Origin of the sequence: Paenibacillus sp. CECT 9249 (assembly GCF_918697855.1) — a bacterium.
GTDB lineage: Bacteria > Bacillota > Bacilli > Paenibacillales > Paenibacillaceae > MSJ-34.
This window is the reverse complement of the sequence record NZ_CAKKLI010000030.1, coordinates 1-23731: the sequence shown is the minus strand read 5'-3', so window position 1 is coordinate 23731 and position 23731 is coordinate 1. Positions and strand designations below refer to the sequence as shown.

At 50.4% G+C, this 23731-nt stretch carries 19 protein-coding genes and 1 tRNA gene; 13 read left to right on the top strand and 7 right to left on the bottom strand.

What is annotated here, in order from left to right; genetic code table 11:
* Window positions 1-69 precede the first annotated feature (69 nt).
* A complete protein-coding gene (locus tag LQ229_RS18670; protein ID WP_216538045.1) occupies window positions 70-672 on the bottom strand; it encodes a nitroreductase family protein in 603 nt (200 codons plus the stop codon).
* 128 nt (window positions 673-800) lie between these two features.
* Between LQ229_RS18670 and LQ229_RS18665 the strand changes: the two genes are divergently transcribed.
* From LQ229_RS18665 to LQ229_RS18655, 3 genes are all read left to right on the top strand, one after another.
* On the top strand, window positions 801-1349 hold the full coding sequence (locus LQ229_RS18665) for a putative ABC transporter permease (RefSeq protein ID WP_216538044.1): 549 nt from the start codon (window positions 801-803) through the stop codon (window positions 1347-1349).
* Between the two features lie 162 nt (window positions 1350-1511).
* Window positions 1512-2423 carry an HPr(Ser) kinase/phosphatase gene (gene hprK / locus LQ229_RS18660; RefSeq protein ID WP_216538043.1) on the top strand — a complete coding sequence of 304 codons (912 nt, stop codon included), beginning with the start codon at window positions 1512-1514 and terminating at the stop codon, window positions 2421-2423.
* A 57-nt stretch (window positions 2424-2480) separates the two neighbouring features.
* Window positions 2481-3536, top strand: coding sequence for a nucleoid-associated protein (locus tag LQ229_RS18655; protein ID WP_216538042.1), 1056 nt, complete (start codon window positions 2481-2483; stop codon window positions 3534-3536).
* Between the two features lie 3 nt (window positions 3537-3539).
* Here LQ229_RS18655 and LQ229_RS18650 read toward each other — a convergent pair whose 3' ends face one another.
* Window positions 3540-4472, bottom strand: coding sequence for an LD-carboxypeptidase (locus LQ229_RS18650; RefSeq protein ID WP_230192531.1), 933 nt, complete (start codon window positions 4470-4472; stop codon window positions 3540-3542).
* 208 nt (window positions 4473-4680) lie between these two features.
* Between LQ229_RS18650 and LQ229_RS18645 the strand changes: the two genes are divergently transcribed.
* The 6 genes from LQ229_RS18645 (at window position 4681) to LQ229_RS18620 (ending at window position 11813) form a co-directional block, all read left to right on the top strand.
* Window positions 4681-5604 (top strand): ABC transporter ATP-binding protein, encoded by a 924-nt coding sequence (locus LQ229_RS18645; RefSeq protein WP_216538040.1) that lies wholly within the window; start codon window positions 4681-4683, stop codon window positions 5602-5604.
* Window positions 5597-6556 carry an ABC transporter permease gene (locus LQ229_RS18640; protein WP_230192530.1) on the top strand — a complete coding sequence of 320 codons (960 nt, stop codon included), beginning with the start codon at window positions 5597-5599 and terminating at the stop codon, window positions 6554-6556. Before LQ229_RS18645 ends, LQ229_RS18640 begins: the two co-directional genes overlap by 8 nt.
* A 184-nt stretch (window positions 6557-6740) precedes the next feature.
* A complete protein-coding gene (locus tag LQ229_RS18635) occupies window positions 6741-9635 on the top strand; it encodes an S-layer homology domain-containing protein (RefSeq protein WP_230192529.1) in 2895 nt (964 codons plus the stop codon).
* A gap of 126 nt (window positions 9636-9761) precedes the next feature.
* Window positions 9762-10949, top strand: a complete 1188-nt coding sequence (locus LQ229_RS18630; RefSeq protein WP_230192548.1) for a nucleoside transporter C-terminal domain-containing protein — start codon at window positions 9762-9764, stop codon at window positions 10947-10949.
* Between the two features lie 13 nt (window positions 10950-10962).
* Window positions 10963-11640, top strand: a complete 678-nt coding sequence (gene deoC, locus LQ229_RS18625; protein ID WP_216538037.1) for a deoxyribose-phosphate aldolase — start codon at window positions 10963-10965, stop codon at window positions 11638-11640.
* Window positions 11641-11738: 98 nt separating this feature from the next.
* A tRNA-Thr gene (locus tag LQ229_RS18620) sits at window positions 11739-11813 on the top strand.
* A gap of 193 nt (window positions 11814-12006) precedes the next feature.
* Here LQ229_RS18620 and LQ229_RS18615 read toward each other — a convergent pair.
* Window positions 12007-12390: a DUF1259 domain-containing protein gene (locus LQ229_RS18615; RefSeq protein WP_216538036.1), complete on the bottom strand. Its 384-nt coding sequence runs from the start codon at window positions 12388-12390 to the stop codon at window positions 12007-12009.
* 297 nt (window positions 12391-12687) lie between these two features.
* Here LQ229_RS18615 and LQ229_RS27160 point away from each other — a divergent pair, with 297 nt between their 5' ends.
* Window positions 12688-12882, top strand: coding sequence for a hypothetical protein (locus LQ229_RS27160; RefSeq protein WP_216538035.1), 195 nt, complete (start codon window positions 12688-12690; stop codon window positions 12880-12882).
* A 52-nt stretch (window positions 12883-12934) separates the two neighbouring features.
* Here the strand turns inward: LQ229_RS27160 and LQ229_RS18605 are convergent, their stop codons facing one another.
* Together LQ229_RS18605 and LQ229_RS18600 are read right to left on the bottom strand one after the other, a co-directional pair.
* Complete coding sequence (locus tag LQ229_RS18605; RefSeq protein WP_216538034.1) at window positions 12935-13135, bottom strand: DUF6199 family natural product biosynthesis protein; 201 nt, start codon at window positions 13133-13135, stop codon at window positions 12935-12937.
* 1093 nt (window positions 13136-14228) lie between these two features.
* A complete protein-coding gene (locus LQ229_RS18600; protein WP_216538033.1) occupies window positions 14229-15560 on the bottom strand; it encodes a TolC family protein in 1332 nt (443 codons plus the stop codon).
* A gap of 158 nt (window positions 15561-15718) precedes the next feature.
* Between LQ229_RS18600 and LQ229_RS18595 the strand changes: the two genes are divergently transcribed.
* The 3 genes from LQ229_RS18595 to LQ229_RS18585 all read left to right on the top strand — a co-directional run bounded on the left by LQ229_RS18595 (window position 15719) and on the right by LQ229_RS18585 (window position 21210).
* Window positions 15719-17089: an efflux RND transporter periplasmic adaptor subunit gene (locus LQ229_RS18595; protein ID WP_230192528.1), complete on the top strand. Its 1371-nt coding sequence runs from the start codon at window positions 15719-15721 to the stop codon at window positions 17087-17089.
* Entirely contained in the window at window positions 17082-20231 is a 3150-nt protein-coding gene (locus tag LQ229_RS18590) for an efflux RND transporter permease subunit (RefSeq protein ID WP_230192527.1), read from the top strand. Before LQ229_RS18595 ends, LQ229_RS18590 begins: the two co-directional genes overlap by 8 nt.
* Window positions 20232-20307: 76 nt before the next feature.
* The gene (locus LQ229_RS18585; protein ID WP_216538030.1) at window positions 20308-21210 is read left to right on the top strand and encodes a TetR/AcrR family transcriptional regulator; all 903 of its coding nucleotides are present in this window, start codon (window positions 20308-20310) and stop codon (window positions 21208-21210) included.
* 372 nt (window positions 21211-21582) lie between these two features.
* On the opposite strand, the gene LQ229_RS18580 is transcribed toward LQ229_RS18585, so the two are convergent.
* Together LQ229_RS18580 and LQ229_RS18575 are read right to left on the bottom strand one after the other, a co-directional pair.
* Window positions 21583-22020 (bottom strand): DUF2383 domain-containing protein, encoded by a 438-nt coding sequence (locus tag LQ229_RS18580; protein WP_216538029.1) that lies wholly within the window; start codon window positions 22018-22020, stop codon window positions 21583-21585.
* Window positions 22021-22801: 781 nt separating this feature from the next.
* Window positions 22802-23374 (bottom strand): TIGR00730 family Rossman fold protein, encoded by a 573-nt coding sequence (locus LQ229_RS18575; RefSeq protein ID WP_230192526.1) that lies wholly within the window; start codon window positions 23372-23374, stop codon window positions 22802-22804.
* Window positions 23375-23731: the final 357 nt, after the last annotated feature.

Here is a 23731-nt window from a genome sequence, read left to right as displayed (position 1 = left end):
TAGCCAAATAAAAAAAGGTTACGCTAGTAGAATTCTACTTCCGTAACCCTTTTTTCGTTCATGCCGTTATTATTTAAACACCTTAATTCTTTGCTCCAACGGTTGGAATTCCTTCTCGCCCGGTTGAACCGTCGGTTTGCCGAACGGCAGTTGTGCGATCAGTTTCCAACTGTCGGGAATATTCCATTCTTTTTTCACTTGATCGTCGATCACCGGATTGTAGTGCTGGAGCGAAGCGCCGTAACCTTCGGCTTCCAGTCCCGTCCAAATGACGAATTGCAGCATGCCGGAGGAATGATGGGACCAAATTGGGAAGTTGTCCTTATAGAGCGGGAAATTCGATTGCAATCCTTCGACTACGCTATCGTCTTCGAAGAACAAGACCGTGCCGTAACCGCTGCGGAATGCCCCCATTTTCTCCGCGGTCGAAGCAAATTGCTCGTCGTTGCCGACAATTTTTCGTAACGTTTCTTTCGTGATATCCCAAAATTTATCGTGATGTTCATCTAACAGCAATACGACTCTTGCGCTTTGCGAGTTGAATGCGGAAGGCGTATATTTGACGGCTTCGCGGATCACTTCTTGAATTTTGTCGTCCGATACGACTTGCTCTTTGCTAATGCCGTAAATGGAACGTCTGTTTTTTAACGCAGCATAAAAATCTTTGGACATTATGTTTGTTTCCTCCTTAAGTAAAGTAACATACTTTTTTATTGTACATAATTTTTAGTGTGAATGCAAATCGTCTTGATCGGAAAAAATAGGGTCACTGTTCATTATCGAGAAAGCGAGGGAATATCATGGGCGATTTCGCCGTTAGCGCGAGCGATTGGCAGGCGATCGCGTTTTATTTTATGGTTTATTCTTTCGGAGGCTGGCTGCTGGAGAATACCTATAGTCTCGCGACAACCGGCCGGTTTTTCAAGGAAGGATTCCTAAGAGGTCCGCTCAAGCCGATGTACGGCTTCGCGCCGGTCATTCTGCTGCTCTATGCCGCAAGCGAACCGAGCCTGGGCGGCTTGATGCTGATGTGCCTTCTCGTTCCAAGCGCCGTCGAATACGCGAGCGGGTATTTGCTTCAACGGTTGTTCCATAAACAATGGTGGGACTACAGCGGACACCGGTTTCAACTGCAAGGCCATATCTGTCTGCGGTTTTCCGTCTACTGGCTTGTGCTCTCGTTCGCCGTTATCGAATCGCTTCATCCGTCGGTCGCCGCCCTTTACGCCGCGGCTAAGCCGATTTGGTCGGTCGTCTGCCCGTTGTTTCTGCTATATTTGGCCGTCGACACGACCTACACGGTTCGAACCCGTTTCAAACAAGGCTTGTCCGCATTGCAGAACGAGTAAGCGGACGGCAAATGACTTCGTAACCCGCTCCTTATTATGAGGTGCCGGGTTATGAATTATGCGAAGCGAAGGGGATGAAATGGATCAAAGCGAAACTATTTTGATAGAATAGGAGTATATGAATCTAATGGCTATGACTGAAGATGCTGATGAGGTGATCGAATGAAGAGCATTACGATAAAACAATTGGTAGATCGGTTTCAACTGGAAGTGCTGGCTGGAGCGGAGCAGTTGGGAAGGACGATCGTGAAATCGCGCGTCCATCGGCCTGGGCTTGAATTTTCAGGCTATTTCGATTTTTTTCCGCAAGAACGAGTGCAAATTTTAGGAAAGAAAGAGATTACCTACTTGCATACGCTGTCCGAGAAAGAGCGGGATATTCGCATCGGCAATGTCGTGAAATATCATCCTCCTTGCTTTGTCGTGACCCGGAAATTGGAAGGACTCCAATATTTGATGGAGCACTGCAATAAGGAAGGCATTCCTTTGCTGCGTTCTGCGGACGATACGAGCAAATTCATGACGCTGATCGATATGTATTTGACCCGCATGCTGGCGCCGGAAATACAGGTGCATGGCGTATGCGTGAATGTGGCCGGGATTGGCGTTTTGCTGCGCGGGCAGTCGGGGATCGGCAAGAGCGAGACCGCGCTTACGCTCATCCGGCGCGGACACCGGCTCGTCGCCGACGATGCTGTCGTCCTGAAGAAGATCAATCCGGAGGTTATTGTCGGCACGCATGACGGCAACACGCGGGAGTTTCTCGCGTTGCGCAGCATCGGCCTCATTAACGTGCCGCGCATTTACGGCCGCAGTTCCTTCCAAGACGAAACGCGCATCGTGCTGGACATTGAATTGACGAAATGGAAGGAAAACGAGTTGAACAACGATATTTTGCAGGAGCCGAAATATTCGACGTATATGGATGTCCGGATTCCGCATATTCAAATTCAGCTGCAGCCAGGCCGGGACGTGGCCGGATTGGTAGAGGCGGCGGCCAACAACTGGTATTTGCAAATGCAAGGCTACAGCGCGGCGGAAGAGTTCATCCAGCGGTTGGGGCAATTGTCTTGAGCAGTTGCCGATCAACGTAAGAAACCTATCATATTTGCGAGAGAAGGAGCACATCAAGTGATCGATTTATCCAACATCGAGATTCAGAATATTGTGATTCATAAAGTAGGAAACAAGCTGAAAGACGAAGGCATGGTCGTTTCCAACGAGGTTTGCGACATCGATGGCGACGATTTGAAGGCGGCGCTGCTGAAATATTTTTTATCCGCGTTTAAATTCGATACGTTCTACCGCTTTCATCATGAGGCCGATCTTCAATTGAACGAAGTGTATACGTACGCCAATACGATCTTTAAAGACAATACGGCGTTTTACGAGCAGTCGGTTCATTTGCTGAAACATCTGTACGAACAGCAGGCGCATCCGCAAATTAAGCCGGGCGAATTTTACGTCGTCCATTTCAACAATATGATATACGACAATTTTGAAGTCGACGCCATCGGTCTGTTTAAATCGGAAAATAAAGATATGTACCTCAAAGTGGAAGAAACGGCGGATTCGGCTTTGGATGTCCGGTGCGATGAAGGAATCAACATCCGCAAATTGGACAAAGGATGCCTGATCCTGAACTATAACGCGGCGGGCGGATTCGCCGTCGGCATCGTCGATCCGTTAAACAAAGGGAATGAGGCTGCCTATTGGAAGGACGATTTTCTAAAAATTGAAATATTGAAAGACGAAAGCTTCATGACCGACGCCTACGTTCGGATGTGCGCCGATTTTTACGACGACGTCATCGTCCCGGCGACGGATCAATTCGAGAAGAAAGATAAACTCATGTTTCTAAACCAAACGGTTCAATATTTTGCGCAAAACGAGCAGTTCGAGGAAGAATCGTTCGCCGAGGAGGTGATTCGGGACCCTGAATACATTAACATTTTCAAAACGTATAAAGAATCGTACGAGGAAATGAACGAACTGCCCGCGGTAACGGAGTTCCCTATCTCGCATACGGCGTTGAAACGGGTGAAACGGGAGTTCAAGAACGATATAAAATTGGATACGGATATTGAAATCAAACTAAAGAGCGAAAGCTTCGATTATTTGGAAAGAGGCTACGACGAGGAGCGGAACATGTACTATTATAAAGTCTTTTTTAATAATGAAGCGTAAATATTACGGAACGGGCGCGCTTACGGTCGGTTCCATGACGGTCAATGTATTGAATTCCGCATTCATGTCCACCACCGCCCCGATCGGGAGCGCGGCTTTATAAAGGCCGTGCGCCGTCGCCAGATTCGTCAGCAGCGGCTTCCCGAGAGGGACCAGAAAATCGTCGATCAAATCGTCGTACGATTTGCCGTAAGCGTCTTGGCAGCCGGTGCATTCTCCCATAATAACGCCGATGCAATCGGCGAATTTCCCCGCCAATTTCAAATGATTCATATAACGGTAGACGGTGTTGACCGGTTCATGCGTCTCTTCGAGCAGCAATATTTTGCCCCTCACGTCGATTTCGTAAGGAGTGCCGAGCGTATCGACAAAGGAAGTCAGATTTCCCCCGACCAACGGGCCCGCGGCATGGCCCGGAACCCGGCCGATCAGCGGCATGCCGGGCGGATTCTCAATTCTTCGCGGGGCGTCCAGAGTGGATGTCGCCGCGAAGAACTGATCGAAATTGTATGCCGGCGTTCCGAAGCGAAAGTCGATCAGCAGCAAGCTTTGAAAGGTGACAAGATCCGCGTACTGGTGCAGCACGTTCAATAGAACGGTAATATCGCTGTATCCCGTCACAATTTTCGGATTGCGGCGGATGACCCGGAAATCGAGATAAGGCAGAATGCCGGCGACTCCGACCCCGCCCCGCGACGGCAAGATCAGCTTCACCTCCGGATTGCGGAACATGTCCATCAAGTCCCCCGCCCGCTGTTCGTCCGTCCCTGCCAAAAATCCGTTCTGCGCGTAAACATACCGGCCCAATACGACTTTGAACCCCATTTGTCTTACCGTTTCGATTCTGGCGTCGATCACGCCGGGATCGAGCGGACTGCCCAGCGTAACGATTCCGATCGTGTCTCCCGGCCGCAGCATAGGCGGTTTTATAGCCATCGTTCATCCCTCCCGGAGCGTGGAAGCATCCATCGCTATCTCATTCAATATATGGAAAATCGGAGTAGAACATAACCGCTTCCCTCGACTTAAGTCCGGCAAATGTTTCAACCAAAGTCCAGCCGGGTTCAGGCCCGGAGCCGGTATGAGCAGTTCCGCCCCGCAGTTATAATAATGCAAGTAAGAAAGACTTGTGGAGGGAACGGACATGAACGAGACGGCTGTTTTGCAGCTACGCAACGTAACGAAAAAGATCGGCAGACGCACGATTGTGGATCATTTGTCGTTCGATGTGCCCAGAGGGGAAGTGTTCGGGTTTCTCGGACCGAACGGGGCCGGGAAGACGACGACGATTCGCATGATCGTTGGATTGATAGGGATGAGCGACGGAGAGGTCTATGTGCAAGGCATTCCCGTCAAGAAGGAATTCGAGAACGCGATGCGTCATGTAGGCGCGATCGTTGAAAATCCGGAAATGTATAAATTTTTGACAGGGTACCAAAACTTGGTGCACTATGCGCGCATGCATTCCGGCGTAACGAAACAAAGAATTCAAGAAGTGGTCGAACTGGTCGGTTTGAAGAACCGGATTCATGAAAAGGTGAAAAAATATTCGCTCGGCATGCGGCAGCGGCTCGGCGTTGCGCAGGCGATCTTGCACAAGCCTTCCGTTCTCATTCTCGACGAACCGACGAACGGGCTCGACCCGGCCGGCATTCGCGAACTGCGGGACTATTTGCGCCGTTTGGCGAGGGAAGAGGGGATTGCCATTGTCGTCTCCTCTCATTTATTGTCCGAGATGGAATTGATGTGCGACCGGGTGGCGATTATTCAAAACGGCAAATTGATCGACGTGCAGTCGCTGCATGATGCGAAAACGGTGGAGCAGCGCAGAGTGACGATTGAAACGGACGATCCGCTTCGCGCGAAGGAAACGTTGGAATCCGTCCTGAGCGTAACGGATGTCGCCGTTCGCGAAGGGGAGATCGAATTGCTCGCCGATCGGGAGCAAATTGCGGTTATTACCGAAATGCTGGTGCATGCCGGGAGCAAAATTTACGGCATCCGTTCCGCATCGAAATCGCTGGAGGACCAATTCCTCGAAATGACAGGGAGTGAGCAAATTGTCTAGTTTAGGGGCGCTCGTACAAAATGAAAATATGAAAATATTCCGCCGATTGCGGACATGGATCATGGTCTTGCTGCTGCTCGGCGCGCTCGGCTTAATGACCGGGCTGATCAAATGGAACGACATTCATACCGACCAGACGAATTGGCGGCAGCAGGTGGAGCAATCCCTTCAGAATAACAAGGCGTATTTGGCCAAGATGCCTGACGACGCCTTGCCGGAAGAACGCAAAGAGATCGAAGACGCGATCAAGACGAAAGAATACGCTTTGGAGCATGACATTAATCCGAACGAGCAGACGCTATGGGACATTGTCGGCGCTTCGACCTTTATGATATTGCTGGTGACGATGTTAACGGTCATCGTCGCGGCGGATATGGTCGCGGCCGAGTTCACGTGGGGGACGGTGAAGCTGCTCCTTGTCCGGCCCGCGTCACGAGGAAAAATATTGCTCAGCAAATATATATCGACGCTGATGTTTGCCCTGTTCCTGCTCGTACTGACGTTCGCCGCGTCAGTTCTGTTCGGAGGATTGGCGGAAGGATTCGGCTCCGTCTCCTATCCCGCTCTGTATGTCGGCGCGGACGGAGCGGTGCACGAACAGTCGATGATCATTTCCGTACTGCAGAAATACGGGCTGAATGCCGTGCAGTTGATTATGTACGTCACCTTTGCCTTCATGATTTCGGCGGCGTTCCGCAGTTCGGCCATGGCGATTGCGTTCTCGCTGTTCTTCATGCTCGTGGGCAACACCCTCGTTATGATATTCAGGCAATACGAGTGGGTGAAATATGTGCTGTTCGCCAATATCGATCTGAGCCCATATTTGACCGGAGGCACGCCGATTCGTCCCGAGATGACGCTGCAGTTCTCCGTTATGATGCTTATCGCCTATTTTGCCGTCTTCCATATCGTATCGTGGCTTTTATTTACGAAGCGCGACGTGGCGGCGTAACCATTCATCAAACTTGAATTGACATCGCCTTTTCCCGGGCTTTACGGCTCCGAAGAAAGGCGATTTTTATGTTTTATTTGGAGGTTAGGGGAGGATAATGCCGGATTTTGTAGAATGTAATCATTTGGTTCGTGTTGGTAAATTCGAACTAGGCCTTTAACCACAGTGAGGAGGAATAACGAAAATGGCCGGATCAAAAAAACGTACGAAGAGATGGATGGCGCTGTTGCTAAGCGTTTGTTTGCTGCTCGGAGCGGCGAATATAGCTGCCGCAAGCGGCGCCGCATCGGACCTGGAAGGACATTGGGCCGAGACAACGATGAAAGAATGGATCGGGCGCGGCGATTTGCGCGGCGATGGCGAAGGTTCCTATCGGCCGAACGAAAGCGTCAGCCGGGTTGAATTTGTCGCTTTCGTCAACCGGGCGTTTCAGTTTACGGACCGGACGGATATCGAGTTTACGGATGTGCTTGCGGCAGGGTGGGAGCATGACGAAATCGGCAAAGCGCTGCAGGCGGGATATATCCAAGGATATGCCGATCTTACGTTTCGACCGGATCAAACGATCACCCGCGAAGAAGCGGCCGTCATTCTGGCCAAATTGATTGATGCGCGGAACGATGGAACGGAGGATGTTCTTGCTTCAATGAAAGATGCCGGCCAATTGGCGCCGTGGAGCAAATCGTCCGTCGCGGCCGTTCTTGCCCGCGGTTCCATGAAAGGCTATGAGAACGGCACGTTCGGGCCGAAGCGTAGCATCACCCGCGCCGAAGCGATCGTGGCGATCGACAATGCGTTTCAAGCGAAGAAGCCGGCTGTCCGTACATACGATAAGAGCGGAACATACGGCCCGGAGGAAGGCAGCGAGACCGTTCAAGGAAATGCCGTTATTAACGCAGCGGATACGACGTTGAAAAATATGACGATTTCCGGAGATCTGCTTATTTCCGAAGGAGTAGGCGCCGGAGAGGTTTACTTGAATAACGTGCAAGTTCAAGGTAAGACGATCGTCCAAGGCGGCGGAGAAAATTCCGTTCATTTGAAAGATGCGACGATCGTACAGTTGATTGTTGAGAAAAAAGCGGGTGCCGTACGCGTTGTCGCGGAAGGTTCGACGGAAGTGGGGCATACGATCGTGCTAACGCCGGCGAAACTTCAAGAAGACGCGTTAACGGGAGCGGGTTTCACAAACGTCGAGCTGGCGGAACGATTGCCGGCCGGGTCGAAAGTGACGTTCATCGGACAGTTCGAGGAAGTGAGTCTGTCCGCTGCTCAAATTTCGGTCGATATGCCAAAGGGATCGATCGCGAAGCTTCAAGTGACGGAGCGCGGCGGAAAGGGATCGCTCCAAGTAGGAAAAGAAGCGGTCATCGCGGAATTGGTTCTGCATGCGGTCATGAATGTATCGGGAACGGGGAAAGTTCAGTCCGCTACATTAAACGACGGATCGCAAGGTTCGCAATTTGCGATCAAGCCGGGCAAACTGGAAGGCCCGCAAAAGGACGGTGTGCGCCTTCCGGTGCCGGAGTCTTCCTCGGAGCCGGGTTCGTCCGGCGGTTCGAGCGGCGGCGCGAATAACGGCGGATCGAACGGAGGAGGTTCGAAAGATTCGGCAAACGAATATAAGCTGAAGGTTCTGCCAGGAACGAATATGCAGAAAGAGGAAGCCGACGAACTCCTCGCCACGAATGCCGAATACGTGTTGATCGAGGAAAGCGGCAGCATCGTGGAAGACGAAGCCCGTTTTAACGATGCCGCCTATCTGCAATATAAGCTGCAAACGGTCACAGATGCGGGGAGACCGTACGCGGGCAAGGTGCGCGTAAAGCCGATTAAAGTCGCTTCGTCCTCGGGAGGAACGATGCAATTATTCGCGTACGACAAGGAAGCTTCCCGCTGGAGCGATATCGTTCGAACAGGATTCGGGCCGCAGGAAGGAACGGATATTTCCGCATGGGGCGACCATCACGGAGTGACCGATGTAGTCTATTCGGTTTATGTGAACGGCGAAGCAGGCACATACCAATTCAGAATTGAACTGGAAGACGTCGCAAGCCACAAAACCGTCGCCCAGTCGGATCTGATTACGTACAAAATCGGCAAAGAGCCGGAGATGGCGTTCTCGCTGAGAGACTTGGTTGTGGAAGTAGACGGCCAGCCGTTGACGTTGAAACAGTATGGCAAAGACCAAAACAGCGCGAAAACGATCGGCTTCGGTTTCGATGACAACGTCCGCGATTACGGCGTATATATTCCGAACGACATTACTTCGTTTACATGGACCGCATCGCCGAAACAAGGAGCAATTAGCATCCGATACAGCATTATCGGAGGTTATCCGACGGAGAGAATCGCTTCGGGCACGATGACCGGCGGCACCCCGATGAGCGTCGATCTGAAGCCGGGATTGGGTTTGGATATTTTCCTCGACCGTCCTGGCAGCAAAGATCCGTCGTATGTTTTGCGCGTGAAAAGGATCGATGGGGACGAAGGCATCTTTAACGATAAAGATATTCGAGTGACCGCCCAGAAAGGATTGATTACCGCGTACGACGCCGGAATCAAGAATACCGTTAACGTTTATTCCGAAGATGGAACGCTTCTTGGCAGCGGCGTTTCGGATAATTCCCAGCGGGCCTCCGTATTTCTGGATAAGAGCATTGCACTGCCCGAAACGGGAACGATCTATGTTACCGTCGTTCGCGACGGACAAGAAAGCGAGAAAGTGAAAAAGGTATACGACAGTCGCGAAATCGCGCAACTAGACGACATTCAAAGCGGGATCATTGTCGGGCAATCGGGAGACCAGTCTGTCATTACGTTCGTCCAGGACGATTTGAACGAGAAAATTCGGGATTTCGATTATATGGCTTATCTCAATACTTTCTATGAATCATCGCCGTTCGAATACTTTCATGAGCTGCTTCCGGAGCGGTATACGACATTGATGCCGAGATCGGAGCAAGGCGAGATTGTCTACAAAGTAAAAAGTAACTCGCCGAAGTCGGATTACCGGAGGTTCACGTTCTATAATAAGTACGACGAGCTGCTCGGATGGTACGATATTCAAATCAAATAGAATGGCCTTTAGGAGGGGACGTTTGGTCTCCTCTTTTTTATATACGGCGATAGGGCGGATAAATATTTTTTGCCAAATTAGGGGAGGATACCTTCGATGAAGGATTTCGCTAATTTGGAGGGAATGATGAGATTTCTTTTTGCCGCTACCGGATTGCTGCTTGTCTTCGTTTTGGGATTTCTTGTTAGCCATAACCGCAGAGGAATCAAAATACGGCCGATTGCCGCCATGTTGGCAGCACAGCTTGTATTGGCGTTTCTCATTATGAATACCGAAGCGGGCATCGCGGTCATCGGGTTCATCGCAGGCCTGTTCAGCAAGCTGATGGAGTTCGGAATCAGCGGCGTCCGATTTGTGTTCGGCGGGCTGGAGAACGAGGGGGCTTCGGTCTTTTTCATGAATGTTCTGCTGCCGATTATTTTTATATCGATACTGATCGGAATTCTTAACTTTTTTCGTATATTGCCCTTAATCATCAAATATGTCGGATGGATATTAAGCAAATTGAACGGGATGGGCAAGCTCGAAAATTACGTTGCCGTCTCCTCGGCTTTTCTCGGCCAATCGGAAGTATTCCTGACGACGAAGAGCCAGTTGGATATCGTATCGAGAAGGCGTCTCTACACCTTATGCACGTCGGCCATGAGCGCGGTCAGCATCTCGATCGTCGGTTCGTATATGACGATGCTGGCGCCGAAATATGTGGTCGTGGCGATTGTGTTTAATATTTTCTCCGCCTTGATCGTCGCCAACCTGATCAACCCGTATCCGGTCGAGGAAGAAGAGGACGTTGCCGTTGAAGAGGAAAGAGGCCGCAAAGTCAGTTTTTTTCAAATGATCAGCGACAGCATTATGGACGGTTTCAAGATAGCGGTCATCGTGAGCGCGATGCTGATCGGTTTCATCGCTTTGATGGAAATGATCAATTATATATTCAACCTCATTTTCCAAATATCGTTTCAATCGGCGCTAGGATACTTATTCGCCCCGATCGCTTTTCTGATGGGCGTGCCTTGGAACGAGACGGTTCAAGCGGGCGGGATTATGGCTACCAAATTGGTAACGAACGAGTTCGTCGCTATGCTCAGCTTCAAAGACATCGCAGCGAATTTATCCGAGCGGACGGCAGGGATCGTGTCCGTGTTCCTGGTCAGCTTCGCCAATTTCAGCTCGGTAGGCATCATTACCGGATCCGTGAAGGCGTTGAACGATAAGCAAGGGGATCATGTCGCCCAATTTGGAATGAAACTGTTATACGGCTCCACGCTCGCTTCCATCTTGTCGGCTACACTTGTCGGCTTGTTTATAAAATAAGGAGGGATTGGACATGGATAGGCAGGAACTCGCAAAAATGATCGATCATACGTTGTTAAAGGCTGACGCTGCCATGGAGGCGATCGTCAAGTTGGCGGAAGAGGCGAAGGAGCATCGGTTCGCATCGGTGTGCGTAAATCCGGCTTGGGTGAAAACAGCCTATGAAATATTGCACGATACGCCCGACGTTAAAGTATGCACTGTGATCGGGTTTCCGCTAGGGGCGTCGACGCCGGAAACGAAAGCTTACGAAACGGCTAACGCCATCGCAAACGGGGCGGGAGAGGTCGATATGGTGCTCAATATCGGCCTGCTGAAAAGCAAGCGCGACGATCTGGCGCAGGAGGACATCGTCGCCGTCGTTGCCGCGGCGAAAGGAAAAGCGCTCGTCAAAGTCATTATCGAAACGTCGCTATTGACGGATGAGGAGAAGGTACGCGCATGCAAGCTAGCCGTCGCGGCGGGCGCCGATTTCGTGAAAACGTCGACCGGATTTTCGACCGGCGGGGCGACGATTGAAGACGTTGCGCTTATGCGCCGCACCGTCGGGCCGGATATGGGCGTGAAAGCTTCCGGAGGCGTCCGCAGCAGGCAGGACGTGCTCGCGATGATCGAAGCGGGGGCCAACCGGATCGGCACAAGCTCGGGCGTTGCCATCGCAACCGGGGGCGAATCGAACGCGCAATATTGATTTCCTCAAATTGGATCGGAATGAAATCAAATTGCATATTGTTTTTCCACACCAATCCGTTGTATAATATAAAACGTGACATTTCTCAGCTGTCACTCGCTGGTGTAGCTCAGGGGTAGAGCAACGCACTCGTAATGCGTAGGTCGGGGGTTCAATTCCCTTCACCAGCACCATGATTATGATCATAACGCGCGGTTCCGGGGATTCGGGGCCGCGTTTTTGTTGTTGAGATCGGCTAGTTCGGATATCATCTTACATTTGGTTAGGACGGCCCAAAGAATCCATGATCGTTACAAAGTAAAAGCCTAGCGCCAAAACAAAAAGTGGCGTTTGGAAACGGTGCCAAACGCCGCGACGAGTCATTTTTTACTTTTTCAGAACGTTTAAAGCAGCTCTTAATTTCCTTGCAAATACGATCGGATTTTCAACCGATTCGATATGCAAATATATCAATCTAGGCTTTTCGAATAACCAATGGTTGTGGACTGCGGTTACCTTTAAATTGCGCTTTCGAACCGCATTAATAAAGCGTTGAACCTCAGACTGCAGTAATGTAATTTCACCGGTGTTTAAAGTCGTTCCATTTTTAAGCGACTGAATCGTTACTTCATGTTCGGTTTCATATTTTCTTCCAAGAATTCTTGCATTGAGTTTTCTTTCGATCATAATAGAGCAACTCTTGCCGTTAGACATGCCTGTACCGCCCAAAATAGCGGCCAGCCGATTGCAAAGCGCTGTGGAAATTTTCATGTGATCGGCTCCCTTCATACTACTTTCGTAACATTACAAAATATGAAATTGGGGGGCTCACGGAATACGTTAATAACTATCTTTTCATAAAAGGGGCTGAAGTAGGTAAATTTCGGGAGGGACAGGATAAGGGGGGACCAATTATTACCGCCTATTTTTGGGGTAATAGATGGCGGCCCATGGAGATTCTAGGTGAGTATCTATTCCCTATGATCATGAGCCTCATACCATACAATGTAATGAAATGGGATTGGAGGTGTCCTGGTCTGAAATGGTCCAAAACCGTTAAATTAGTGCGTGCGCACAATCGAAAACCTGGAAAAATTAGTTGGCAATTCTCCGTTGAGTTTAGGGGTGAACCTTTTAACAAACGCGATCTATGTAGCGAGCTTCGGAGACAACAATGTGGCGGTGATCGATGGAAATACCAATGCCATCGTAGACACGATTCCCGTCGGGAACGGACCTAACAGCATAGGGATAAACCCTTAAGGGCCGGATTTGGCTCCGAACGAATAATAGGTTCGCACTCGAAGCATAGGAATTAGGTGAAAAGACCCGCGAACAATACGATGAGTCCCATGATAAATGCTAAGACTCCGCCGATTCTTGTGAGGGTTAAGTAGGCATCGCTCGGCTCGGAATCGCCGTCTACCTTCCAACCTTCTTTTAAATACCATGCGAACGACGGTTTTAGAATATTAAGCAAACCGATTGCCATGATGAATAGCCCGAGAAAGATCATGAAATCACTCCTTCATAATATATGACGCAGAAAACAAAATTTTGTTACCGGAAAGATTCGCCGGATTCGGGAGGACTGGACCCTATTGAGCGCAGCATTGTATTCCCGTGTGTTATGCAATATTGAAAAAGGAGCCGGTCGCAGCCGGCTCCCAGTACAATAGCCGCTTCAGGAGCGGTCGGCTTAAATATAACCAATTAAAGAAATGGACCGTTTACCTTTTCCTGGGGCGGTCTGTTTTTTTGTGTTATTATACCAAATAGACAGATACGTGTCCCTATGGAAACAATTATATTGTATGATGTGACGTGTCTCCCAAAAATGGCAGATTCCAGAGAAAGACCTCCAAGAGGCCTTTCTCTGAAATCTGCCAATTAACGGATTATGGAGGCCTTATTTGATCCAATAACGCTGTTTTGGCGGAGTTAGCGGATTTTGAGGTCTCTATTTTTGTCGAAACTTCACAAAACCAAGGATTCTCCGGCCGATCGCGACATGTTAACGGTTCGAAAATCCGTTAATTCCAGAGATCGACTGGAATTTCAAAAAATAAGACCTTGGAAATCCGTTATAATTCCATGGCGCCGCATCCCAGCTAGAAGATTTCATGCAACGCTAGCGCTTTTTCGCGAGACTATGCTGCAGCAACCGATCAAAACGGGGTAGAAAGATGCACAATTAGTCAATTTCAAAATACCGCTGGCGGTTGACGCTCCTTCGGGCGAGCTAACGAAACGTGTACACGCTAATAGCCTGTGAAATCACCTTGTTGCTCGTGTAACGAATCTGAAACACGCTAATGAGGGGAAAAAGGCGCTAAAACCGGCGATTTCCAATGAATAAGGATTTGTACATTCGTTAGAATGACGACGTCTCCATTTTGAGCCCAATAAGGATTATGAGTTTCGTTAGCGCTAAACAAAGGAGCCTAAGTCCGCGCGAATCGCCTTCGAAACGGAGAAGTCCTGCGCAATAAAGCCAGTTTCATCTATGGTTACGAATGATGAAATTGAATCCAATTGCAGGTTTTCCGAATGAAAGATCCTTCATTGCCTGGCTTGCCATCCTGCCGAAGATAGGCGTTAGTCGCTTATCAATTGATGAGTCCTTTTTCCATGGCTTTTACCGCTTGATCGGCCATGAACGCCTGCAAACGGGTCAAATCCAAGGCCGCCTCCTGCTGCGTTAAAGTAAATCCGTATTTGTTGAAGTCATAACGCGAAACGAAACCGTTTTTGTAACGGACTTCCATGTTGGCATAATCGACCTGCGTATCGGTCAAATCCTCGGCGGCGTTTTGATAAGCCTTGTAGGCTGTTTCGGCATCGCTGTAGGTTTTGCTGATTTTTTTGCTTAATTCTAAGCTGGTTTGCTCCGCCTGTACGTTGGCGATACGGGTCATCGTGTACAGGTAATTTTCTTCATCCTCGTTGGGAGCATTCGTATGAATTTCCTGATTGTTGGCAAGGAAGACGGCGTTCCATTGATGTTTCATGTCATAAGAGTTTGCCAGAATTTTCGTGGTATCCTTACGCGTGACCGGCTCCGGGTTATAGGAAATTTCCTGGAGCGTGATTTCCGGATCATACGCCAGTCCGAGATCGAAGCATAGCTGAACCAAGGCCAGCTTGTAGTTGTCTCTCAGCGTATCCAATTGCTTCTCTTGGTCGCGAACCAGCCTTTGTGCCGCCCTTATGTCTTCGGCGCTGCCGATCGCTTCTTGCTTCAGCGTAACGGCCCGATCGTAATCTCCGATCAACACCTTAAGGTATCGCTCGTTCAGGTCGATCTGTTTATCCAACGACAGAAGTTGAACGTATTGCGATGTAATCTGCAGTTGTGCTCCGGTTCTCGCTTTTTCCATATCGATCAGCGTATCCGATTGCTCCGTTTCCATCTGATCGAGCGCCAGTTTAACCTGTTCGCGCTGGCTGGCGATTTGCTGATTCAGTGCGGCGGCGATGCCGCTCATCCCCTGCATGACCTGATTTACGGCTTGGTTTGTATGGGAGACCGGACCGAGCCATAGCTCAGTTTCCCCATCGTCTTCAATTCCGTACACTGCCTTCAGTTCCTCCGGGGTTGCAGGCAATGAACCCGAACCGATTGGGATCGTTGAATCATCCAACTTGTCTTTCTGCTTCTGCAAGCTGCGTTCTTTTTGACTCAGAGCGGTCAGCTTCATTCCCAACAACCGCAAGTTATAAGAATTATGAAGGGCTAGATCCAATACCTTATCCAAATCCAAGCGCTTCAAAGGCAAAAGTTGGTTTCCCGATCCGACAAACGAACTTCCTAGCTGTTCGCCGGTCGTTGCCGTATAGCCCGATCGCGTGACGTTGTCGTCATCCGCGGCAAAAGAGGATGCCGGGCCGCCGGCAAGCAGAGCAAACGATAAAATGCACGCAGCGACTTCCTTTCTCATGGAAATGTTCCTCCCCAATCCGATTTGTTCACCCACATGCTAACACACTATGGCTCACGAAATCAAACACCGGGTCGTCGCTTGACAACCGCATTACTGCCGGGTTACTTTAGAGTTAAAAAAAATACTGGCTAGTATAACGGGAGGAGAATTTCCTGATGAAAGGACGTTGCTTATCGGTACTGATAGCGGCGATGTTCGCGCTGTCTTTAACCGCATGTTCTTCGGGAAACGATGGAGAAACCGCTGCAGCGAACGCCGATTCGACAGCCGTCGAGGTCATCCGGGTGAAACAAGAACCTTTGAACACGGTGTATGACCTGTCGGGCACGCTGCAATCCGCCGATTCGGCGACAGTTTCGTTTCAGGCATCCGGAGAAATCAAACAGATATTGGTGGAAGTGGGCGACCAGGTCAAGGAAGGGGATGTCCTGGCTGTGCTGGATGATGAGCAGGCCCGGCTTCAATTGGATCAGGCCAAAAGCGGCGTAGCCCAGGCCGAGGGGCAAGTCGGCGCAGCGAATGCGGGACTCGCTTCGATCGAAGCGCAAATCAAGAGCGCCGAGGCGAATCTGTCCGCGGTGAAGAAGGGGGCGTCGGAGCAGAAGCTGGCCCAGGCGGAAAATCAGGTGAAGCAAGCGGAAGATGCTTATACCAAAGTAAAGGCCGATGCCGATCGTTATCAAAAATTATATGCCGAAGGACTGATATCGCTTAATGAATACGAGCAATCGCAACTTCAGCTTAAAAATGCGGAGAATTCGCTGGACAGCGCGAAGAAGCAGTTGGAGGAAGTGACCAACGGCGCGACAGACGAACAGATCAAAGCCGCAGAGGCTGCGCTTGAACAAGCCCAGTCCGGCAAGCTATCGGCCTCGGCATCCAAAGCGCAGGCCGAGGCGGGGTATCAGAACGCGCTGGCCACTCGGAAGCAGGCCGAGTTGGCCCTGTCCAAAACGAAATTGACGGCTACCGTATCCGGCACGGTGCTGGATAAGTTTGTTGTCGCCGGCCAGGCTGCCGGCGCGGGAACCCCGGCTTTTGTCATCGGTTCCACCACTCAACTGAAAATTCTGCTTCCGGTTCCGGACAGCGAAATTTCCGCCTGGAAGGCGGGACAGAACGTTGACGTGGCGTTGGGGAGCGAGACCCGGACCGGAACCGTTGCCCGGGTTTATCCGCAGACCAATATGGGGACGGGCACGATTTCCGTGGAAGTGAGCGTTCCTAACCCGAACAAGGATTGGTTCCCGGGGCAGGTCGTCAAGGCGGGGCTTCAGGTTTCCGACAAAAAAGGGATTCTCGTCCCCGCCGAAGCCGTGATCAGCAACGGGCAGGAGCCCTACGTGTTCCGTGCCGTGGACGGGAAAGCGGTGAAAACGACCGTCGAACTGGGGGATGAAATCATTGAAAACCGCTTCCGGATTTTGTCCGGTTTGCAGGAGGGCGATGTCGTTGTAACCGCCGGAGCCGAAGGGTTGTTTGACGGCTACTCCATTGTAACGGCGGAGGACGAGGCAGATGATTAACTATCTGGTCAAGAAACGCAAAATCACCCTGTTGTTTTTCATCATGCTTATTATGATCGGCGTGTACAGCTTTATGGGGCTGCCCCGTCAGGAGATGCCGGATGCGTTGGTGAAGACCGCGCTGGTAACGACGGTATACCCGGGAGCGACGCCGGAGAAAGTGGAGCAGGCCGTTACCAAGGTGCTGGAACAGGCGATCAAGAAAGTGGATAGCGTTGAAAACATCCTCTCGACTTCGGGAAGCGGGTATTCCAGCATCACGGTAGAGGCTTATGCGGATGCGGACGCCGAAGCGGCCTGGGACGAGCTGCGCAAAAACGTCCAGGATGCCGCCGCCGATCTGCCGGACGATGCGATGCAGCCGATCGTCAACGATAATCTGGCTTCCGCTTTTGTAGGCTCTTATGTGATTTACGCAGATACCAGGGAAGAACTGTACGCGCTGAACGATACGATGATTGGGTGGCGCGATCAGATTCAGACCGTAAAAGGCGTAGCCGGCGTGCAAATTGATGGAATTCCCGGTCAGGAAGTCGCCGTGCAAATTGATACGCAGAAATTGCAGCAATACGGAATACCGTGGGAAATGGTCGTTCAGTCCGTGCAAAAGATGAACACTCGCATACCGCTGGGGGACCTGAATTACGATAACCGCAATTATCAGTTGCTCGTCAAAAGCTTGGATGACGTCAAAAAATTGAATGACGTCCTGATCATGACGACGCAAGACGGATTCCCGGTTCATTTAAAAGATGTCGGCGAAGCCAAACTGGCGCATGGCGACCCGGAATATTCGCCGTATTATAACGGGAAGCCCGCCATCCTGATCAAAGTCAATGCGCAGACGGGTTCGGATGTGCCATCCATGGATAAAGCCATCTCGATGAAACTTAGCGATTTGGCCCAACATCTGCCGAAAAACGTGACGTTTAAGACGGCGTTTGCCCAACTTGAAGTTGTGGACAAAATGTTTAGCGAGTTAACCCGGGAGATGCTGATCGCAATCGTGGCGGTCATCATCGTTTGCATGCTCGGCCTGAATTTGCTGACAGCGGCTTTTGTCGCCTTGGCTATTCCGATCTCGATCGCGCTGGGGCTCATCGTCTTGCCGATGACCGGGGTAACCTTGAATGAAATTACGATCGTCGGCCTGATCATCGTGCTGGGGATCTTGGTGGATGACGCCGTGGTTGTTAACGATAACATCGAGCGGCGGCTCAGCGAACTCGGGGAAAATCCGACCGACGCTTCCGTAAAAGGAGCGAAGGAGGTTTCCATTTCGATCCTGACGGCGACGTTGTCCACCATATTCGCCTTTATGCCGCTGCTGTTTCTGACGGGAGACGTCGGCTCCTTCATCAAGCCGCTTCCGATCGTGATATCCGCCTCCATGTTAGCGTCCATGGCGATGTCGCTGACTATCATTCCGATTTTCCGCGAATGGCACGAGAAGCGAAGAATCCATCGTCAAGCGAAGGAAGGCGGAGTGAAGCCGCCCGGTTTACTAGGCAAGCAAATTCAAGCCGCAACGCAGTGGTATTCGGGCAAAATGATTCCGAAGGTGCTGAAGCGGCCTCTGCTTACCGCGCTGACCGGACTGTTGATCGGCACGGCCTCGTTCGGCTTCGCGCTGCTGACGCCGATCGATCTGTTTCCGCAGGCGGAAGATCCGAACGTGAACATCAATGTGGAAATGCCCGTCGGAACATCGTTTCAAGAAACGGACCGGATGGTGTCGAGCATCGCCGAGTGGGTGCGGAAGCAGCCGGAAGCGGAGAGGGTCAGTTACGGAGTTGGCGGGAAGGCGCCGGAGTTGTATTCCGACATCACAAACTTCGTTAGTTCTTCGCCGACGGTCGGTCAGGTTGCGGTTAACGGCAAAAAGGGAACGCTTGACTGGGAAAAAACGGTGGCAACATGGCAGAAGAAACTGGAGAAATTATATCCCGCCGCCAACATCGCAACAAGCATTCCGCGGCTCGGAATTCCGGTCGGAGCTGCCGTATCCGTGCGAATTTCGGGCGAGGATTTGGGCGAGCTCCAAAGCCTGTCCCAGCAGGTGAAGGAGAAAATCGCGCAGGTGGACGGCACGACGGGAATTAAAGACAACTTCGGAAACCAAAGCTATACGCTGGAGTTTGCCGTGAACGAAGAGGCCATGAAACAGCATCAGGTGACTTACCAGACATTGACCCAAACGCTCCGGCTGATGGGCGACGGGCTGGATATCGGCGATTTTGATACGGGGAATCAAATCATCGATATTAATTTGTATATGAACAACAAGAATGGCAATCCAAACGATATATTCCAGCAAATGAACGTGACCAACGAGCAAGGCATGCAGGTGCCATTATCGCAGTTGGCGGAATTAAAGCCGACGTTTTCCATTCAGAAAATTCAGCACTACAATCTGGTACGCACCGTTACGGTTGAGGCGAATGCGACGGGCGGCAGAACGGCTACCGAGCTTAATACGGAAATTAGCGCCCTGCTGGGCGGCTTGCATTTTCCGGAAGGATACACCTGGACGCTTGGCGGGGAAACGTCGGACCAGGCCGAAATCTTCTCGGATTTGGGCAGTTTGTTCGTCATCGTCATCTTCCTGATTCTGCTGCTGATTACGGTACAGTTCTACTCGCTGTCGGCGCCGATTATCATTATGACGACGGTATATCTGGCCGCCGCAGGCGGAGTCATCGGCATCTTTATTTCCGGTTCGTCGATCGGCTTCATGAGCATCATGGGGATTATCTCTCTGGCGGGGATCGTCGTGCGGAACGGGATCGTGCTCATCGAGTTTATCGAGGATGCGCGCCGCGAGGGCGTAGAGCTTAAAGAAGCGATTATCGGAGCGACCTCGGCACGTTTCCGGCCGATTTTGCTTACTTCGCTGACCGCCATCTTCGGCTTGCTGCCGCTGGCTATTACGGGGAGCGTCTTGTTCCGTCCGATGGCGTATACGATTATTGTCGGGCTGATGTTCTCCACGCTGCTGACCTTGATCGTCGTTCCATCCTTATACATGGTCGTAGCCCTGTATAAAGAGAAACGCCGGGAGCGCAAAGCCAACCGGGATGCCGGGCAGACGAAACCTTCGGGCCATCTTCCGGAAGACCCGAATAACCCGCTGACCATGTAGGCAACGTTCATTTGCCGGAGAGTCGTTCGGAACACGTTTTTTTGCTTGTGAATGCATGAGGAAAGGATCATTTGGTGTGAATAAAAAAACAGAGATTATTGAGGCTGCGCTTCAACTCTTTGGGGAGAAAGGGTTCGCTTTAACGACGATTGATGAAATTGCCAAGGCAAGCGGAATGACCAAACCGTCGTTTTACAAGTATTTTCCTGGTAAAGAGGATCTGCTGCAGGAACTGCTGGCGACTTTTTCGGACGAACTCGAGGAGAAAGTTTACCGGCTCTACCACAACGCGGAGTTAAAGAAAAACGATCGGATTATCGAATTGGTCATGATATACTTGGAAGATATTTTTAAACATCGCGCATATATCTACTTTTTCATGGATCCCTCGCAGCCTTTTTATGAAAACGAACGGATACAAAATGCGGTGATGGCGCTTGAACGCAAATTGTTTTCATGGTTTCAGGAGAGCGTTGTCGATTTGTACGGGGGGCAAATTGATGAATTTGCCGTGGATGTGACTTTTATTTCGCTAAGCGTCTTGCTCGAGTATACACGGGTGGTCGGTCCGAGCCTGTCCCATGACCATTGCCGTAAATTGGCCGTCTATGTTGAATATTTGGTCGGTGTTTTGGTGGAAGGGTTAAAGTTCAAAAAACCGGATATGCCGTTGCTGTTCGAGACGCCTTCCTGGGTCTTGAATTGTTGGCCGGAGGACATTACCCCGATTGTGAGATCGCGTCAGTTGCACCGGTTATACCGTAAAATGGAGACGATCGTCAAAGGTCATGCTTCCCTGAGCGAATCCGAAAAGAAAGACTACCTTGAGGCTATTAACCAAATCAAAACGGAGTCAAAGGACTCCGTGCACCCTAACGTCGTCGTCAAAGCGTTGCTGTTTTATTTGGAGCAGCTCGATGAACTGCGCGGCGAATGCGAGCAGTTAAGGCTGATTATTGAGCCGGAGGCAAGCTCCTGAACAAAATTTTTCGCGTTATGGCCCGGATATCGAAGCCGGGCCTCTCATTTTCCGATCTTTGCCGGATCCGCCATAAACCATGAAATATACGAGCATCGTTGGCAAACGAGAATCGCAGCGTTTTTATTGGCCCAATCCAAGTTGAAAAAGGTCGCTCCTCTGGAATTCAATTGCCGATAGTCTTTGTCAAACGTGTCGTTACCGCAACATGGGCATGTAATGGGAATCCCTCTTACTTCGTATTTCATAAGAATCTTTCCTTCCCGGAAATAACGTTATACATAGTAATACGGTTTCATGCGCGTCCCGTTCCTTAAAAAGCATTCTCCGACCCGAATAACCGCCAAAGTCTGTTCTGCAACAGGAAGGCGCCTATAGTGGCGACGGATTTTGCAGTTGGGCATGCAAAGCCTCGACGTGATTTTGGTCGGCATCCAAAATACGTTTCACCATTGCAAGGCTCTCGGGATCGAGATCGCCTTTCACGACTTCCTTGCCTATTTTGATGCCTACTTCTTCTCCCTTTGCCGCATCCTGAAGAATCGAGAACGTATCGTCGCTTGCCCCTTGCAATTTTTTCATCAATTCTATCGCAGCGCCTTTCAATCCGACGCCGTCTACAGGCACGCCGCCTAAATTTTGTATTCTTTCAGCCAATAGGATGGCATGCCGTTTATGCTCCTGTTGGATACGCTGGAATAGCTTCTTGGCGTCGCCGTCTTTCACGCGTTGAATATATTCCTCATAGGCATGGATGGCCATATGGTTGCCTTTCAGAAACTCGTTCAATTTATCAATAACCTGATCCATTCGTCTCACCTCGTACTTATCGTTTTCCATTAGGTACCGTAATATTCGGCACGAACCATCTGTTCATGAGGCGATAACGTACGTTCAGTTGGATTTCATCCAATGGAATCTTGCTGTTCCGTAGCTGGAATGTCATTTGATTGGATTTCATCCAATGAAATTCGACTCAGACGAGGAAAATCGGGAGAAAAAAAGCTTTCCGTTGGATGAATTCCAATGGAAAGCGGTTTCTCAGGGGGTGGTGCGGATTTTCATTGGACAAAATCCAATGGCAGTCCACTAGCGTTGCATCAATTTTCAAACGGGCTAGGATGACGAAGCAGTGCAGTCATCTGTGCAACCATTCCGCCCCAGTCAGTTGGAAAGAAAAGCCAGGCATGAAGCGCCTTTCATTCAGAAAGCCTGCAATTGTGCATCTAGCGCTAACGAAACTCATAATCCTTATTGGGCCCAAAATGGAGACGTCGTCATTTTAACGAATGTACAAATCGTTATTGATTGGAAATTGGCGGTTTTACCGTCTGTTTGCCCTCATTAGCGTGTTTCAGTTTCGTTACACCTGCAACAAGGCGATTTACAGACGATCAGCGTGTATACGTTTCGTTCGCCCGCCCGACGTGTTGTCAGTCGCCAGCGGTATCATGAACTCAACTCTTTTTACAGCAATTGGCATTTTCGCCGCTATAAGTTGTCGGCCCATCGCGCATGACAACTTGCATGAACTCGAATCCGCCGCTTTTGTCAATGCAGCGCCAACGCCAGTGGCGGCAGCGGCAAACTGCTATTTGCCCCACTTGTTTTCTTGCTGCGGCCGCTTGAAATGCAATAAGCTTTCGACCAATTCCGCGGGACGTTCCTCCATCACGAATAAGTCCATATTCGACTGCCGGGCGAACCCGGCTTGTATCGCATGCGATATCAAAGCGGACAGTGGGGTGTAGAATTGGTTGACGTTCAATAATCCGACCGGCTTTTGATGGATGCCCAGTTGGGACCAGCTAAGCGCCTCGAACAGTTCCTCGAATGTCCCAAGCCCGCCGGGCAAGGAGATGAATGCATCGGACAGCTCGGTCATTAACGCCTTGCGCTGATGCATATCGTCCACTTCGTGCAACTCGGTTAGCCCGCCGTGAACCATTTCGCCGGCAAACAAGCCTTTCGGCATAACGCCGATCGCTTTGCCGCCGCTTTCCATCACCGTATTGGCGACGATACCCATAAGCCCCATTTTCGAGCCGCCATACACCAACTCTATATTTCGGGCAGCCAGTTCTTGACCCAGCTTCTGCGCGGCTTGCGCATATTCGGGCGCACTCCCCGCGTTGGAACCGGCAAATACGCATATACGTTTCATAAGTAAAACCTCCGTTCTATTGAAATTCTATTATTACAGACGAGTATAGTGAAGTATACTACAACAACCGAGAGATTTGAATCGGATATGAAAAACGGCATTAACCTCGCATCGAATGTAAACGGAACGACCAGTTGTAGGTAAAATTTGCAATACCATATAGACCGGTCGGGCTTTCGTTTTCACGCCAGGTGCGACAACCTTCCCTCGGACCGCCTCAAGCGCCACACGTTTGTACGAAAATAAACTATTTAACATTAAAGCGCTAAAGTCCCTTGGACCGAAAAGGTTTCCTAAGCAACATTAATATCCATAAAGTTACAGTTATGCTGGGACTATCTCACGTAGCTCTACTTC

Bases quoted from the DNA above. Each gene is read 5' to 3' on its own strand.
- hprK (WP_216538043.1), top strand. From the start codon at position 1,512: ATGAAGAGCATTACGATAAAACAATTGGTAGATCGGTTTCAACTGGAA.
- LQ229_RS18590 (WP_230192527.1), top strand. From the start codon at position 17,082: ATGATTAACTATCTGGTCAAGAAACGCAAAATCACCCTGTTGTTTTTC.
- LQ229_RS18595 (WP_230192528.1), top strand. From the start codon at position 15,719: ATGAAAGGACGTTGCTTATCGGTACTGATAGCGGCGATGTTCGCGCTG.
- LQ229_RS18605 (WP_216538034.1), bottom strand. From the start codon at position 13,135: ATGATCTTTCTCGGGCTATTCATCATGGCAATCGGTTTGCTTAATATT.
- LQ229_RS18600 (WP_216538033.1), bottom strand. From the start codon at position 15,560: ATGAGAAAGGAAGTCGCTGCGTGCATTTTATCGTTTGCTCTGCTTGCC.
- LQ229_RS18650 (WP_230192531.1), bottom strand. From the start codon at position 4,472: ATGGCTATAAAACCGCCTATGCTGCGGCCGGGAGACACGATCGGAATC.
- LQ229_RS18645 (WP_216538040.1), top strand. From the start codon at position 4,681: ATGAACGAGACGGCTGTTTTGCAGCTACGCAACGTAACGAAAAAGATC.
- LQ229_RS18630 (WP_230192548.1), top strand. From the start codon at position 9,762: ATGAGATTTCTTTTTGCCGCTACCGGATTGCTGCTTGTCTTCGTTTTG.
- LQ229_RS18580 (WP_216538029.1), bottom strand. From the start codon at position 22,020: ATGGATCAGGTTATTGATAAATTGAACGAGTTTCTGAAAGGCAACCAT.
- deoC (WP_216538037.1), top strand. From the start codon at position 10,963: ATGGATAGGCAGGAACTCGCAAAAATGATCGATCATACGTTGTTAAAG.
- LQ229_RS18635 (WP_230192529.1), top strand. From the start codon at position 6,741: ATGGCCGGATCAAAAAAACGTACGAAGAGATGGATGGCGCTGTTGCTA.
- LQ229_RS18670 (WP_216538045.1), bottom strand. From the start codon at position 672: ATGTCCAAAGATTTTTATGCTGCGTTAAAAAACAGACGTTCCATTTAC.
- LQ229_RS18615 (WP_216538036.1), bottom strand. From the start codon at position 12,390: ATGAAAATTTCCACAGCGCTTTGCAATCGGCTGGCCGCTATTTTGGGC.
- LQ229_RS18575 (WP_230192526.1), bottom strand. From the start codon at position 23,374: ATGAAACGTATATGCGTATTTGCCGGTTCCAACGCGGGGAGTGCGCCC.
- LQ229_RS18665 (WP_216538044.1), top strand. From the start codon at position 801: ATGGGCGATTTCGCCGTTAGCGCGAGCGATTGGCAGGCGATCGCGTTT.